Annotated in this window: 13 protein-coding genes and 1 tRNA gene; 6 read left to right on the top strand and 8 right to left on the bottom strand. The window is 34.7% G+C overall.

From position 1 onward, the window contains the following. Positions 1-26: 26 nt before the first annotated feature. A complete protein-coding gene (gene ybeY / locus NBT05_RS05090; RefSeq protein WP_265772377.1) occupies positions 27-449 on the bottom strand; it encodes an rRNA maturation RNase YbeY in 423 nt (140 codons plus the stop codon). Then, positions 442-3,978: a DUF4175 family protein gene (locus tag NBT05_RS05085; protein ID WP_265772376.1), complete on the bottom strand. Its 3,537-nt coding sequence runs from the start codon at positions 3,976-3,978 to the stop codon at positions 442-444. The genes ybeY and NBT05_RS05085 overlap by 8 nt, the downstream gene beginning before the upstream one ends. Positions 3,979-4,302: 324 nt before the next feature. On the opposite strand from NBT05_RS05085, the gene gltX reads away from it, so the two are divergent. Continuing rightward, positions 4,303-5,838 (top strand): glutamate--tRNA ligase, encoded by a 1,536-nt coding sequence (gltX, locus tag NBT05_RS05080; RefSeq protein WP_265772375.1) that lies wholly within the window; start codon positions 4,303-4,305, stop codon positions 5,836-5,838. Then, positions 5,822-5,989 carry a hypothetical protein gene (locus tag NBT05_RS05075; protein WP_265772374.1) on the top strand — a complete coding sequence of 56 codons (168 nt, stop codon included), beginning with the start codon at positions 5,822-5,824 and terminating at the stop codon, positions 5,987-5,989. The genes gltX and NBT05_RS05075 overlap by 17 nt, the downstream gene beginning before the upstream one ends. Before the next feature lie 3 nt (positions 5,990-5,992). Here the strand turns inward: NBT05_RS05075 and NBT05_RS05070 are convergent, their stop codons facing one another. Beyond that, positions 5,993-6,811 (bottom strand): glycosyltransferase family 32 protein, encoded by an 819-nt coding sequence (locus tag NBT05_RS05070; protein WP_265772373.1) that lies wholly within the window; start codon positions 6,809-6,811, stop codon positions 5,993-5,995. Between the two features lie 202 nt (positions 6,812-7,013). Between NBT05_RS05070 and NBT05_RS05065 the strand changes: the two genes are divergently transcribed. Together NBT05_RS05065 and NBT05_RS05060 are read left to right on the top strand one after the other, a co-directional pair. Continuing rightward, complete coding sequence (locus NBT05_RS05065; protein ID WP_265772372.1) at positions 7,014-7,964, top strand: SPFH domain-containing protein; 951 nt, start codon at positions 7,014-7,016, stop codon at positions 7,962-7,964. Then, a complete protein-coding gene (locus NBT05_RS05060) occupies positions 7,961-8,470 on the top strand; it encodes a hypothetical protein (protein ID WP_265772371.1) in 510 nt (169 codons plus the stop codon). The genes NBT05_RS05065 and NBT05_RS05060 overlap by 4 nt, the downstream gene beginning before the upstream one ends. Before the next feature lie 55 nt (positions 8,471-8,525). Here the strand turns inward: NBT05_RS05060 and NBT05_RS05055 are convergent, their stop codons facing one another. Together NBT05_RS05055 and NBT05_RS05050 are read right to left on the bottom strand one after the other, a co-directional pair. After that, a complete protein-coding gene (locus NBT05_RS05055; protein ID WP_265772370.1) occupies positions 8,526-9,074 on the bottom strand; it encodes a GNAT family N-acetyltransferase in 549 nt (182 codons plus the stop codon). Between the two features lie 14 nt (positions 9,075-9,088). Beyond that, entirely contained in the window at positions 9,089-11,140 is a 2,052-nt protein-coding gene (locus NBT05_RS05050) for a glutamine--tRNA ligase/YqeY domain fusion protein (protein ID WP_265772368.1), read from the bottom strand. 78 nt (positions 11,141-11,218) lie between these two features. On the opposite strand from NBT05_RS05050, the gene folB reads away from it, so the two are divergent. Both folB and NBT05_RS05040 read left to right on the top strand, forming a co-directional pair. Beyond that, a complete protein-coding gene (gene folB / locus NBT05_RS05045) occupies positions 11,219-11,575 on the top strand; it encodes a dihydroneopterin aldolase (protein ID WP_265773213.1) in 357 nt (118 codons plus the stop codon). A 52-nt stretch (positions 11,576-11,627) separates the two neighbouring features. Next, positions 11,628-11,698: transfer RNA gene (locus NBT05_RS05040), tRNA-Cys, on the top strand. A 14-nt stretch (positions 11,699-11,712) separates the two neighbouring features. Here the strand turns inward: NBT05_RS05040 and NBT05_RS05035 are convergent. The 3 genes from NBT05_RS05035 to rnr are packed head-to-tail and all read right to left on the bottom strand — an operon-like array spanning position 11,713 to position 15,344. After that, entirely contained in the window at positions 11,713-12,396 is a 684-nt protein-coding gene (locus NBT05_RS05035) for a LysE family translocator (RefSeq protein WP_265772367.1), read from the bottom strand. Positions 12,397-12,430: 34 nt separating this feature from the next. Further along, positions 12,431-13,129 carry a head GIN domain-containing protein gene (locus tag NBT05_RS05030; protein ID WP_265772365.1) on the bottom strand — a complete coding sequence of 233 codons (699 nt, stop codon included), beginning with the start codon at positions 13,127-13,129 and terminating at the stop codon, positions 12,431-12,433. Between the two features lie 19 nt (positions 13,130-13,148). Beyond that, positions 13,149-15,344: a ribonuclease R gene (rnr, locus tag NBT05_RS05025; protein ID WP_265772363.1), complete on the bottom strand. Its 2,196-nt coding sequence runs from the start codon at positions 15,342-15,344 to the stop codon at positions 13,149-13,151. Between the last annotated feature and the right edge of the window lie 339 nt (positions 15,345-15,683).

Below are 15,683 nucleotides of genomic sequence, written 5' to 3'. Positions count from 1 at the left end.
ATAAAGTTCCACGTGGAACATTTTATTTATAGTTCCACGTGGAACAAATTAATTTTATCATTCTCTAACTTTCTCATCTGCGATTTATCATCATCAGTCCTATCTTCGTATCCACACATATGCAGAATTCCATGAGACATTACTCTTTTCAATTCGTGAGTGAAATCGATATTATAAACTTCAGCATTCTCTTGAACCCTTTCTATAGATATATAGATTTCACCATTTAGTTCTTCGCCCATTTTATAATCAAAAGTAATAATGTCTGTATAGGTATTATGCGAAAGAAACTCCTTATTGATGTTTAAAAGATATTCATCCGTACAGAAAATAAAGTTTATATCACCAATTTCCTTGCCTTCGCTTTTACCAATCTCCAAAATCCAGGAAGCATACTCATTCGTATTATTCAATTCAAAATCGACATCATGATAAAAAAACTCAATCATTACCTACCTTAAAATACTTTTGCACCTTGGTTTTAAAAGTGGGTTGCAAAGGTAAGGTTTGTCTGTTTAAAATTTCAACCGAATTAAAATATTGTTTTATCCCTTTTTCATCAATGCTAGTCGCCGGATCAAATGTTTTTTGATTGGTATTACTTTCACGCTTATTGTCCTCTCCCTGTTCCAAATCTGCTTTTTCCAATTTCATTAATTCATGTTTGATATCTACCATCTTCTTCCTAGTTGATTCGTTCAATCCGTTTTGTAACAACTCTTGTTCTACCTGTTCCATTTTTTGTAAAATACGGCTTCCTTTTTCATCTTTAAAACCTGCACTTTCTAACTTGTCTTTTAACTTGTTTCTTAATTCCTGTTGTTGTTTGTAGATTTCAAAAATTTGCTCACTCTCCCTTTCTTCTCCGAATTCCCCTTCATCTTCACCACCTTCTTTGCTACCTTTACTACCTTTTTTATCACCTGTCTTGGAATTTCCTTTATTACCGTCTTTCCCTTCTTGACCCGATTTATTTTGATTCCCTTTCCCAGATTTGCCTTTACCTGAATTACCCTTATCTCCATCAGTGCCTTCACCCTCTTCTCCATTCTGTCCTTGATTACCTTTTTTACCAGCATCCTGACCTTCCTGACCCTCGTTACCTTGCTTCCCTTTTTGTCCCTGTTCTCCTTGTTTGCCCTTCTCGCCTTCTTCTCCCTGACCTTCCTCCTCACCTTTCTTTTTTCCTTCCTTACCACCCGGTTTCATTTCTTCAGAAAGTTCTTGTTGCTTTTTTATAATATCCGGTAATTGAAAACCTTTTGAATTTTTTCCTCTTCCTTTTGAAGGCATACCATTCTGCATTTGGTCTAAGGCCTGACTTAACATATATGCCAGTTCGTTAGCCCCGGTTACTGCATACTGTTGACTAGATGCACCTATCATTAATTGGTTTTGTGATAAGTAATCCAATGCTTTATCCATATTGTACTCAATATCCGTCACCTTTTCTGTCACTTTATCCGAAATTTGAGGAGTCCTTAACGCCAAAGCATATAAACTATCATCGATGTGGATAAAGTTTTCCTTCAGAACGCTTTGCCGCTTTAACTTTTGAGAATAGGAAGGATTATTTACACCCATTTCTTTAAAATTCTCCATTAACCCTTCTTGCCATAAGGAGTAATCCACAAGATTGTCCAAAATCTGGCGTAACATTTCTACGTCCTCCGCTTGCTGCGCTTCGCCATTCATTTGCATTTCTCGTTGCATCTGCTGTTGCATTTGCTTCATTTTTTCTGCGGCGCTTTTTTGATTCTTTTTTGCATCTTCCTTTTTTTCCTGACCTAATTTCTCTGACGCTTTATTTAATTCTTCTTCAATTTCTTTTTCATCAGATTTCTTTTGATCCAGTTGCATAGGCTTTCTTAATTTCTTATTTTCTTTGCGTAGTTCTTCGAACTCCTTTTGAAACTTATCAAATTGTTTATTAATACTATCCTGCTTCTCTTTTGTGTTTTCAAGCTCATCCGAATTTGCCAGTTTCTCCTGATCTTTACTCAATTTTTTAAGTTGATCTCCCAATTTTTCATGTTTCTCAATTACATAAAAACGCTTTGTTAATTCTAACAATTGATCCAGGTTCTTTTCAATATTCTTATTTTCTTTCCCCAGCTCATCCAGCTTTTCAGAAAATTCTTCTTTTCGAATTTTATCCGCCAACTTTTCCAATTCTTTACGTAATTCTTCATTCTTTTTTAATCGCTCTTCATTACGTTCCATCATTTCTTTTAAGGCATTCTTAAAAGGTTCCTGTTTACTCTTTTTTGTTTTATCTAAGCTACCTTTTAATTGCTCATTAAACTTTTTTAGCAATTTCTCTTGTTGCTCCTGTTGTTCCAAAAAAGTTTTTAATTTTCTTTTATCCTCATAATCCAACTGTTTCTTTTCCTTCTGTAATTTATTAATTGCCTTTAATTCTTCCTGCTGCTTTTTAAATTTAGACAATGAATTATTTAACCCGGATATTGCTTCCTTTTGTTGTTGCAAGTTTTGATTTTGCTTTTCATCTTCCGTAGAATTCCTAAAAGTATATACTTTACTTTTGGATTTTTTATAATTGTGAAGCACATCATTATCGTACACTTCAAAATACAATTCGTAATCTACTCCTTCTTCTAATTGTAATGCTCCAGGAAAAGAAGTAACAAATTCACCTATATTATCTTTAGAAACGGAAAGTGTTTTTATACTTTTTTGTAGAGGTCGATTTCTATCATAATATACCAGGTTTACTTTAGTTAACCCGTAATCATCGCTTACTTTCCCTAGAAAGAAAGTTTCTAACTCTGATATCGAATCTTGTTTGGAAACCACTTTAATTTCCGGGTATTGATCTTTAATTGCTTTTATAGTAAAGGTTAATTTATCATAGTCATTCACTATATTATTAGAAGTTGATAAATCATAGCTAAAACCGGAGTATATAGTTTGCATCGCTTGAAAATCAGATGCGTTCTTTAAGAATTGTATGGTTGTATCTCGCTTAATAAGTTTTACATTATCCGTATTTCTGGTTTTAACTTTCCAAGTTACCTGAGTTCCTTCGGGAATGTTTGCATTCCCTGTACTTTTAAGAACTTCACTTTTTCTATTTATATATTTTGGATAATTTAATTGCATTTCAAAATCCAACAGCACCGGAACTTTACCCACCTTTAAATTATATTTACCGGAAAGAATTGCATTTGCTTCTAATTGAAATTGTTTAGAAGTCTCCAGATTATTGAACGTATATTGAAAAACACCTATTCCCTTCGTATCCATAATATAGGATTGATCTTCAAATTGAATACTCATCGCTTCAGGAATGGTAGTACCTTCCGTTCGAACTTCTACTGTAAAATTCTCACCTTCTAAAGCCTGTAAGTTATCATTTACTACTAAAAATTGAAAAGGAGCCGGAGGTTGATAAGCCGTTTCGTAGTTTACTACCCGAGTATAACTTTCTGTAAACCAATTAGTACTATATAAAAGACTTATCAGTAAAAACAATAAAATTGGAATACCCGCTAACCAAAATAACCTAGTATTCTTTTTATAATCAATAGCAATCTTAAAAGGTACCGGTGCTAACTGTACCGATTTCTGATCTACACTCGCCATCACCAAATCCGAATTATCACTATGCTCGGCAAGTTGTAAGAGATTAATTAATTTATCCTGAACCTCCGGAAAATAAGCGCCAATCATAGTGGATGCTTCTTTAAAGCCTATACCTTTTGCCAACCGATTTAACCTTGCTAATGGTATTATAATAAATCGAAACAGTAAAAAAAGTTCGCCCGCAATAAAACCCCAAAATAAAATAGTTCTACCCATACTACTTAACCATAGAAAGTGCTCAATAAGTAGAGTGATTAAAAAATATAGCAACCCCAGGGAGATAAATAATATACTCCCTTTTATCAACTCATTAACATAAAACTTTTTAATAAAGCCTTCTAACTTTTCTTTTATTTTTGCAAAGTTCTCCATGCTATTTTTTGACGCTTTAAAATATTACTATAAAGTTACTGGAATTTCTGAGTTTCTAAAAGGTGTTTGTGAATGCTAATCTCTTGTTTTAGCTTTATTTGACCAAAAAAGTAAAATTCAAATCAATTTATTTCTTAAAAAGATAGGTTTAAATATTATAGCAGCATATACCATACCAATTGCTACTTGTGTTAAGAATAGGCTTATGAATAACACTGTGCTACCACAGATGCAGAAAATGGTAGTTTAAGCACATTATTTTACGGATTCCATACGGATGTTCGACTGATCCCTATATCTTTGTGAACTATTTTAAGTAAGATTATGACAAAAGATATACGTGTTCGATTTGCACCCAGTCCTACCGGCCCCCTTCATATCGGTGGGGTACGAACTGCCCTGTTTAATTATTTATTTGCTAAAAAACATCAGGGTACTTTTATTTTAAGAATAGAAGATACCGATCAAAACCGATTTGTAGAAGGTGCTGAACAATATATTGATGAAGCACTGTCCTGGTGTGGTATTCATCCGGATGAAAGTGCAAAGCAACTGGGTGACTTTGGACCTTATCGACAAAGTGAACGTAAAGATCTTTATAAAGAATATGCGGATCAATTAATTGAAAATGGGAAAGCATATTATGCTTTTGATACTCCTGAAGCTTTAGACCAACATCGTAAGGATCATGAAGCTAAAGGAAAAACCTTTATCTATAACTGGCACAACCGGGAGAAACTAAATAATTCCCTTAAACTTTCTAAAGAAGAGGTGCAACAAAAAATGGAAGCTAACGAAGCTTATGTAATTCGTTTTAAAGTTCCTAAAGACAAAATTCTACAATTAGATGATATTGTAAGGGGTGACATTGAAATAGATAGTAATACCCTGGACGATAAAGTACTATTTAAAAGTGACGGGATGCCTACGTACCATTTGGCTAATGTGGTAGATGATCACTTAATGAAAATTTCTCATGTTATCCGAGGAGAGGAATGGTTACCTTCTCTGGCTTTACATCATTTGTTATACCAGGCTTTTGAACGGGAAAGTCCGAAATTTGCACATTTACCTTTAATCCTAAAACCAGTGGGCAAAGGAAAACTAAGTAAACGGGATGGTGATAAAATGGGATTCCCAGTTTTTCCGTTGGAATGGAAAGACCCAAAAACCGGTGAGGTTTCTAATGGCTATAAGGAAGAAGGCTATCTACCCGAAGCGGTTGTTAACATGCTAGCTTTACTAGGTTGGCATCCCGAATCTGATCAGGAAATTTTATCAACGGAAGAATTAATACAACTTTTCTCGTTAGAACAGGTAACTAAAGCAGGAGCAAAATTTGATCCGGATAAAACCAAGTGGTTTCAACAACAGTATCTACACGAGGCAGATCATTCTTATTTACTAGAAGAGTTTAAAAAGATCTTAGACGAAAAAAACATAAAAACTAATCTTGATATCAATAAAATTGTTGATTTGGTTAGAGAACGTGCAATTTTTGCAAAGGACCTCTGGGATTTAAGCATTTATTTTTTTAAAAGTCCTGATACTTACGATGAAAAAGCCATTAAAAAATCCTGGAAATCGGATACCGGGGAGCTTTTAGAACAACTACTTCCTGTTATTGACGAAATACAAGATTTCTCGGCAAATACTGTAAATAAAAGAGTAAAAGAATGGATCGCTTCTCAGGAAATTAGTTTTGGTAAAGTAATGATGCCCCTTCGGATTGCATTGGTAGGTTCTTTACAGGGTGTAGATGTTTTTGAAATTATGAGTGTTATTAGTAAAGAAGAAAGCATCAATAGGATTCAAACAGCTATTTCTAAAAACGCTTCTACCCATGACCAAACAGTTTAAAGTTGTAAAAGTTATTAATCACTGGTCGTTAGAAAAATTTAGGGCAGAAATTGAAACCACCTTGAATTCATTGTCTAAACAGGGTTGGAAACTGGAATCTATTGATTACATCAGTGGTTCTTATCTTGCAATGATCATAGTATCAAAGTAAGTTTTAAAGAAAAAGAAATAAAAATATCGTAACACCAATTATGAATAGGATAAGAATAAGCGTGTTTTTATCTTTTCCCCTATTCCATGGCACTATATTTTGGGATTGATAGAACTCAACTTTATTCATGCCGTTCCCTAGTTGAAAAGTATTTTTATCGTATTTAAAAATCAAAGAGTTATTTGGTAAATCTTCTTTATAAGTTTGAAAATACGGAGAATCTTGCAATGCTTTTCTATAACTTTCCATCACCTCCTTACCCGGTCGTCGTCTATTAGCTTTTCCGAAAACAACTTTTGTAACGGTTTTCATATATAATGGCGGTCCCAGATGAAAAACACCTCTTGGGTTGATAAAAAAGCGTGCTTTTAAGTTATCTTTAATTGCAGTTTTATACAACAGATTGTGTTTACAACTAATTATCAAATCCTGCGAAAAATCAATATCCCCGTGAGTTGGTAGAATACATCTGGTTTCCTTTTTAATAATCTGATCGAAAGGGATATTACAATACCTGTCAATATCAACATAAACTCCACCTTCATTATAAATTTTAAGAAGTCGCCATAGATCAACTTTCTCAACAATTTTTTTGTTTTTAATTTTAAAATAATCCCAAGCTCCTAATTGGTTTTTCAAGTAATGTTCAATATCCTGATCGTCACTGATCTCAAATGAATATTCCGGGTTTAGGTTTTTAAGATTGATTAAACCATTTAAAATAACCGGACTTTGATTTTGTAAAATATCCTTGGTTTTCCAACTGATGTGAATCACTTTTGGAATGGGTTCGTGCTTTGATAAATCTAACTTTACAACCATTGGTAAGTTTTGTGTGACTAAAGTAATGAACTAATTCTATCTTTCCCTTTTAGACGAGTTTGTAACGTATTTACAGAATTGAACTTTATAATTTAGTTTTCCAGCTAAAAGATATCTTTTTGAATCCGGAAAGTTGCTGTTTTACACCCAAATATTAAGTATCTTACTCAAAGATTAAATTAATTATCAATAACTTAATTTTATGTTTGTATTTATACCTTTTGTCATATTTGCTATTATTATTCTTTTGTCCGGAATATTTACCGTAAGACAGCAAACAGCAGCAATTGTAGAACGCTTCGGAAAATTTCATAGCATTCGTAATTCCGGGTTGCATTTTAAAATACCTGTATTTGATCGGATTGCGGGGCGAATTAACCTAAAAATTCAACAGCTAGATGTGATTGTTGAGACTAAAACTAAGGATGATGTTTTTGTACGCCTAAAAATATCCGTACAGTTCCAGGTGATTAAAGAGAAAGTATACGATGCTTTTTACAAATTAGAAAATCCTAATGACCAGATTACTTCTTATGTTTTTGATGTGGTACGTGCTGAAGTTCCTAAAATGAAATTAGATGATGTTTTTGAACGTAAGGATGATATTGCCATTGCAGTTAAACAGGAATTAAACGAAGCCATGGTAAATTATGGCTATGATATTATTAAAACACTAGTAACAGATATTGACCCGGACTTACAAGTGAAAGAAGCAATGAACCGTATCAACGCCGCCGAACGTGAAAAAGTAGCTGCGGAATATGAAGCAGAAGCAGAACGAATTAAAATTGTAGCCAAAGCACGTGCAGAAGCAGAAAGTAAGCGTTTACAAGGACAAGGTATTGCGGATCAGCGAAGAGAAATTGCGCGCGGACTGGAAGAAAGTGTGGATGTATTAAATAATGTAGGAATCAATTCTCAGGAAGCATCTGCTCTTATTGTAGTTACGCAACATTACGACACTTTACAATCTATAGGAGAAGAAACGAACAGCAATCTTATTTTATTACCGAATTCTCCACAGGCAGGAAGTGATATGTTAAATAATATGATTGCTTCTTTTACCGCTTCTAACCAAATTGGGGAAGAAATGAGAAAACAAAACGCAAAAAAAGGAATAGGACATACCAAGCCTAAAAGGGAAGAAGAATGAGAATAATACTATTATTACTATTATTAGCTTATCATAGCACATACGCTCAAAATAAGGAGGACTTAAAGGCTCTAGCACAATCACAGGCTCAGCAGGTATTAGATGCCACCATCGACCAGGATGCCCCTACCCTATTGCGCTTTACACATCCTAAAATTCTAAAAAAATACGGTAAAAAAGAACTGAAAGGCCTAATTACGGATGTGTTTAAAGCGATGGAAGAAGGTCATATTCGTATTGAAAAGTCTGAGGTAACTGAAGTTTCTGAACTCGTAAAAGAGCAAGGTGAATATCGATGCCTGGTTAAAAATCAGATACGAATGAGTGCTTCTAATCAAATCGTAGCCATAAAAAGCGCCATGATTGGATTTTATGATGATGGTAACCAACAATGGAATTTTATAGAATCCTCAAAGCTTACCAAAGACCCGGAAACTCAGAATCTATTTTCTGACTTTAAAACTTCGTTAGAAATTCCGGAAGATGAACAAGTGATTGAGGAATAGTAACATTTGGTTATTAGAACCAGGATCGCTGCGCTACAAAAATCAGGATTCAATATTAAATACCACTACTTCCCCATATTTCCTTAAATCTATCATGGGTTAGCTCATACCTGGTAACATCCTGTTTAAAATTTATAGATCCGGGAATGGTTTCATAAGTTTTGATTTTGTCAAATCCCAATTTTATAAGAGTCTTATTAGGCGCTTTATTATATGCGTTAGGTTCGCAAAGTAGTTTTTGTAATTTAAAGTTTATAAAATAATATGGAATAGTCTTTTCTAAAAATTGAAAGCCTAAGCCTTTACTTCTATTTTCCTCTTCCCAAACATGTAAATGCATATTAGCTTCTTTCCGGTAATTAATATTATTAATGTTACTATGTCCAATGGGTTGGTTGTTCAATAACCAGATTATATAATATAATTTTTTTTCGGTGTTCGGTTTTTTACATTCTGATTTTAAGATAGTATTCCAATCTTCAGGGTTTGGCAATTTCAATTTGTCCGCCCCCATTAGCTTAAAATGAGCATTATTTGACGTATGGAAATAAGAAATAATTCGTTCAAAATCATTTATTTCTGCTTCTTTTACCTCCAATTTCATAGTTTACACTTATTTTACGAAATTTTATGCTTTTCTAAAACCCTTTTTGCTTCTATTACCAACAATTCATGATTATCTGAAGCTGCTGTTTTAAGAAAATCTTGTGCTACCTCGTTTGGTGTATTATTTTCCATATCTAATTTGGCATCCAGAGCAATTACCGTGGCAATCCGGGTACCTGTTTTTTTAACCGAAGTATTATATAAGGATTCTAGTTCGTAGAATTCTATTTCCTTAACATCATTCACAATTTGATTACGAAGTTTCAGTTGCTTCTCTTCAGGAAGGTTGGTATACTTCTTTCCAGCTTTGATTAGCGTGCTTATTTTTGAAACAGGTTGTTGTGGATTTGACTTCGGTTTATTTGTATTTTTTTGAACAGTGTTTTCTTTAGGTTTTACTTTTGCCCAGGTATCCCGTAATCCTACGGTTTTATTAAAAACAATATGATCTTCAGTAGTATTCGGGTCTACGTTAAAATAACCCAATCGTTGAAACTGAAATTGCTCCAGTGGCTTTACTTCTTTTAAGCTAGGTTCCGCATAACCGATAATTACAGATAGGGAATCAGGGTTTAAATAATGAAAAAAGTCATGATCAGGATCGCTATCCGGAGATTCATGTTTAAACAACCGATCATATAAACGGACTTCAACAGGTATGGCATGTGGTATACTTACCCAATGTAGCGTTCCTTTTACCTGACGTTTTGCAGCCGCTGTATCGCTTCCGGATTTACTTTCTGGATCGTAGGTACAATGAACTTCAATGATCTCATCCTGGTCGTTTTTAACCACCTTCTCCCCTTTGATAATATAGGCATTCTTGAGGCGCACTTCTTTTCCGATTGTAAGCCTAAAGAATTTTCGGTTAGCTTCTTCTTTAAAGTCTTCTCTTTCGATATATAATTCTTTAGAAAAAGGAACTTCCCGGTAGGTTTGCACCTCATCTTCCGGGTTATTTTCTGCTTGTAACCACTCTTCCTGACCATCCGAGTAATTCGTAATTACTAATTTTATTGGGTCAAGAACGACCATCACCCGAGGTGCTTTCTTGTTTAGGTCTTCCCGAATATGAAACTCTAACAAAGAAACGTCAATACTATTTTCGCGTTTAGCAACACCTACGGCCTCCACAAAATTTTTAATAGCATCTGGTGTGTAGCCTCTTCTCCGTAATCCTGAGATGGTTGGCATTCGGGGATCATCCCACCCGGAAACAATATTTTCTTCTACCAATCTTAGCAATTTACGCTTGCTCATGATGGTATAATTCAAGTTTAAACGTGCGAATTCCCGTTGTTTCGGACGGATAGAGTTTCCGGTATATACCTGGTCTAAAAACCAGTCGTATAGTTTTCTATGTGGCTTAAATTCTAACGAGCATAAGGAATGAGAAATATGTTCGATGTAATCGCTTTCCCCATGTGTCCAGTCGTACATAGGATAGATACACCATTGATCTCCGGTCCTATGGTGTTCTTTTTTAAGGATTCGGTACATTAGGGGATCACGCATTAACATATTTGGGTCCGCCATATCAATTTTAGCTCGTAACACGTGCGCTCCCTCTTCATACATCCCCTTCTTCATCTCGTCTAACAACCTGATATTTTCTTCAACTGATCGATCTCGATACGGACTATTTACCCCGGGTTCGGTAGTGGTTCCTTTCTGTTCGGCAATATCTTCAGCGGTTTGTGAATCTACATAGGCTTTTCCTTCCTTGATTAATTGCACTGCCCAATCGTATAATTGCTGAAAATAATCTGAAGAATAACATTCTTTTTCCCATTGATAGCCTAACCAGCTGATATCTTCTTTGATTGCATCTACGTATTCTTGTTCTTCTTTAGCAGGATTGGTATCATCAAATCGTAAGTTTACCGGGGCATTGTACTTTACTCCCAGTCCGAAGCTGATACCAATGGCTTTGGTATGACCAATATGTAAATATCCGTTAGGTTCCGGAGGAAACCGAAAACGAAGGGCTTCCTTAGTCATTCCCAGCTTCAGGTCTTCTTCAATAATATGTTCTATAAAATTCAACGGTTTTTCGGTAGCCATAAATGATGTATAAGCCACAAAATTACCTATTATTTTAAGCTTGCACAACTTATGTTATCTAGTATATTTGTAGAAAAAATGGGTGCCATACTTCTTCAAAATATCAAAGTCTATGCTTACCACGGTTGCCTGGTAGAAGAAAAGAAAATAGGTTCGGATTACCGGGTGGATTTAAAGATAAAAGCGGATCTATCGAAATCATCCGTTTCTGATAAACTTGCTGATACGGTGGATTATGTACATTTAAATTATATCATAAAGGAAGAAATGGCGATAAGGTCCAAACTACTGGAACATGTAGCTGAACGTATTTTAAACCGAATCCTAAAGGAATTGAAATTAATCACCAAAGTGACCATTAAAGTTTCAAAAATTAACCCACCTATAGGGGGCAATGTAGAAATGGTTACGATCAAAAGAGTGAAAAAAAGATAAATTGACCGTACGAAGTCATTATTTTTTATACTTTTGCCCTTAGTTGAAAAAGGGTGTCGTGGCCGAGTGGCTAGGCAGTGGTCTGCAACACCATCTACAGCGGTTCGAATCCGCTCGACACCTCTACAACTTTCTTATTATTCCGGTCGTATTTGTTCAAATCGATCTTGTAATTTCTTCTCCATCGTATCCGGAATCAGACCTTTGGCAATTAAAAAACCACCAAAAATAATCATTACCACACTTACTATTTTCTTAACAAAGTAGATTCGTTTAGGAGTTAATTTTTCTTTTAAACGTTTGGCCAGTAAAATTTTAATAATATCTACTACAAAATAAGTTCCTAATACTAAACAGAAGAAGAAGATAATCCGATTGGTATTCATATCCATTTGTGGCCCGGCTACCACCACGATACCAATCCAAAAAGCTAAAACCCCAATGTTAATAAAGTTGAGTAAGAAACCCTTTATAAACAATCTGATGTAGTTATTTTTATTGATGATTTCCACACTGGTATCTCTTACCCGGTTGTAATTTTTACGTTCTTTCAGAAAAGAAATAACCCCGTAGGTAGCTAATAACATGCCACCAAAAATAAATAAAGCCGGATCATCTTTAATTTTTTCTAAAATCTTACTGGTTCCGAAGTAAGCTAACAGGATAAAAATGATATCTGCAAAAATAACTCCGAGATCTACGGCTATCGCTGCTCTAAATCCTTTAAGGGCAGCTGTTTCTAACAAAACAAAAAATACAGGGCCAATCAGGAAAGCAAGAAGAATTCCTAAAACAATAGCTCCTTGTATATCTTGTAGCATGACAGGTGGATTTATACAAATTTAAGGAAACAACTTATTTTTTTTCAATGATTTTTCCACCAAAAACCTTTTTACGTTCAATTTCTTTGGGATTTCCATAAATTTCAATGACACCCCCTGCCGTGGTATTGGCTTTTACAAATTCAGAGGCTTTTACATCTGCAAATCCTCCGGCACTTATTTTTACTTCGGTGTTTTCAGTATCTAAATACTTACATAAGTACTGCCCTCCTGCCTGTACGGAAACCTTTTGTATTTTTGCTAAGCCCTTTAATTGTAATTCGCCTCCAGTTACCGCTTTGGCGTCCAGTTTATCTGTTTTGATTTCAGCTCTTACTTTACCACCTTCTTGTGCTCTTATCGTCAAGTTATCCTCTTCAATAATTGTATTGCTAGTGATAGAAGCCCCTTCATTTACATCAATTACGCGTATGGATTTGTAATACAGTTTTACTTTAGTATTACTAGGGTCCCAGATATGTCCCAGGTTCATTTTAATCTTTAAAACCCCGTCATTATTGACCATAACCACCTCATCTTTTTTACTTCCGGTAATAGAAGCTCCGTTTTCAATATCTTGCTCCAGGATAACTTCTATACGGTCAAAGACTTTTACTTCATAAAAATCATCTACTTCCCTATTTATAGCTTTTTGTGCAGAAGCTGATGTGATGATAAGCGTATATATAAAAAATAGGATATTTAACTTTGTCGAAGCTTTTACTGTATTCATTGTTGCCCTTATTTAATTACTAATCTTCTTCCGGAATGATGATAAAATCCAAATGACGTTTTACCAGATCTGCATTTTTTACCTTTACCTGTACTTCATCCCCAAGCTGATAAACCTTTTTAGAACGTTGCCCAATCACCGAAAAATCAGAAGCTTCAAACACATAATGATCATCTTTCATATCTTTTAAACGAATCATACCTTCACATTTATTGGCAATGATTTCTACATAAATTCCCCACTCCGTTACTCCGGAAATTACCCCTAGAAAAACTTCATCTTTATGATCTATCATAAACTTGATCTGCATGTATTTAATAGAGTCGCGTTCAGCATTAGCAGCCAGGCTTTCCATGTCGCTTGAATGGCTACATTTTTCTTCGTACACCTCTTCGGGAGCAGATTTACCTTTATCTAGATAATGTTGTAACAATCGGTGTGCCATAACATCCGGGTAGCGTCGGATCGGAGACGTAAAATGTGAATAGTAATCAAAAGCCAATCCGTAATGTCCAATATTATGAGTGGTGTATTCTGCTTTACTCATACTACGTATGGCCAGCGTATCTACCAGGTTTTGCTCTTTAGTCCCAATCACATCTTTTAACAAACCGTTTAAAGATTTCGTGGTGCTCTTTCTATCTTTCAAGTTCAAGCTATACCCAAATTTTTTAATAACACTTTGCAAATCAGCTAGTTTCTCATCGTTTGGTTCATCATGAACCCGGTAAATAAACGTCTTTTTAGGATCTTGTTTACCAATGAATTCGGCTACTTTTCGGTTTGCTAATAGCATAAACTCTTCTATTAGCTTATTAGCATCTTTTGATGTTTTAAAATATACCCCAGTTGGATTATTTTCTTCGTTCAGATTAAACTTAACCTCAACCTTATCAAAAGAAATTGCCCCTTCCTGCATTCTTTTTTTACGAAGGATTTTTGCAATCCGGTTCATTTTAAGAATAGCATCCGCGATTTTTTGATCAGTTTGATAAGCTTTACCCGTTATCGAAACTTCTGTTGAAATTTGATTATTTTCGGTTTCAATAATTTCTTGTGCTTCTTCATAAGCAAACCTGGCATCCGAGTAGGTTACTGTTCTCCCAAACCACTGTTTTTTAATCGCTGCATTTTCACTAATTTCAAACACTGCGGAAAACGTATATTTTTCTTCATTCGGCCGTAGTGAACAGGCATTATTGGAAAGAACTTCCGGTAACATGGGTACAACCCTGTCTACAAGATATACTGAGGTTGCCCGTTCATAGGCTTCCTCATCCAAAATGGTTCCGGGCTTTACATAATGGGAAACGTCGGCAATATGAATCCCAATTTCATAATTTCCGTTATCTAAAATTTCAAAAGACAAAGCATCATCAAAATCTTTAGCATCTTTAGGGTCAATGGTGAACGTAAGGGTTTTACGCATATCCCTACGTTTTTTTATTTCGTCCTCTTTTATAGAAGTATCAATTTCATCGGCAAAAGCTTCTACCTCCACCGGAAATTCATAAGGCAAACCGTATTGCGCTAATATGGCGTGCATTTCGGTTTGCTGTTCTCCGGGAATACCCAAAAATTTAAGCACGGTACCAAAAGGAGAGTCAGCTTTATCGGGCCATTCGTCAAGGCGTACCAGTACCATATCCCCATCTTTAGCCTCTCCAATTTTATTTTTTGCTACAAAGATATCTGTGTACATTTTAGGATCTTGAATACTTACAAAAGCGTACTTCTTTTGTATTTCAATAATTCCTACGAATTCATTCTTTTTCCTTTCGATGATTCGGGTGATCTCGCCTTCACTTTTTCCTTTTCGCCTTCGTTTGTAGAGGTATACTTCAACTTGATCTCCGTGTAAGGCTTTATTTAAACAATTTTTTGGTATAAAAACATCATCTTCAAAATCTTCGATTTTTACATATCCGTTCCCTTTGGAATTCATATCCAAGACTCCTTGATATGTATTTCTATTAGCAACTATCTGAAATTTACCCCGATCGACTTCGGTAATTTCTTTTTTTGCTGCAAGCTGCGCCAATTTTTTAATAATTTGATTTCTACTGCTGGCATCATCTACGCCAAATTTAGCAGCAAGTTGTCTATAGTTAAAACTTTTGTCAGGTTCGTTTCTTAAGACTTTAAGAATACTTAAGGTGATATTTTCAATTTTTGATGAACTTCTTCTTTTCCGGTTATTGTTCTTTCTTCTCATTCATAATTTATATGCTATAAAATTACAGCTAAATTTCAGAAGGACGGGTTTTTAAAGGTTTCTTTCTTTTAAAGTACTCTTTACTTACGAGCTTTAAATCTAATAAAGGAAGTTATTTAACATTTTTTTATGTAACTGAAGTGGGGGAATTTAAGTTATATATAGGAGTAATAATTGATAGATTCATGCTATAAACAGAAGTAATTTTAATATGAGAAAAGTTAGTAATAGTGAAGAAGTAGACCATTAAAATATAATTTGAAATTATAAATATGAAATTTAAAAGTAAGAAAACCGAAAGCCTATTGCTACCAAATTTGACACTTTCTAAATTTCTTA

The sequence above is a fragment of the Aquimarina sp. ERC-38 genome (assembly GCF_026222555.1).
Taxonomy (GTDB): Bacteria; Bacteroidota; Bacteroidia; order Flavobacteriales; family Flavobacteriaceae; genus Aquimarina.
This window is presented reverse-complemented; position numbering and strand designations above follow the sequence as displayed.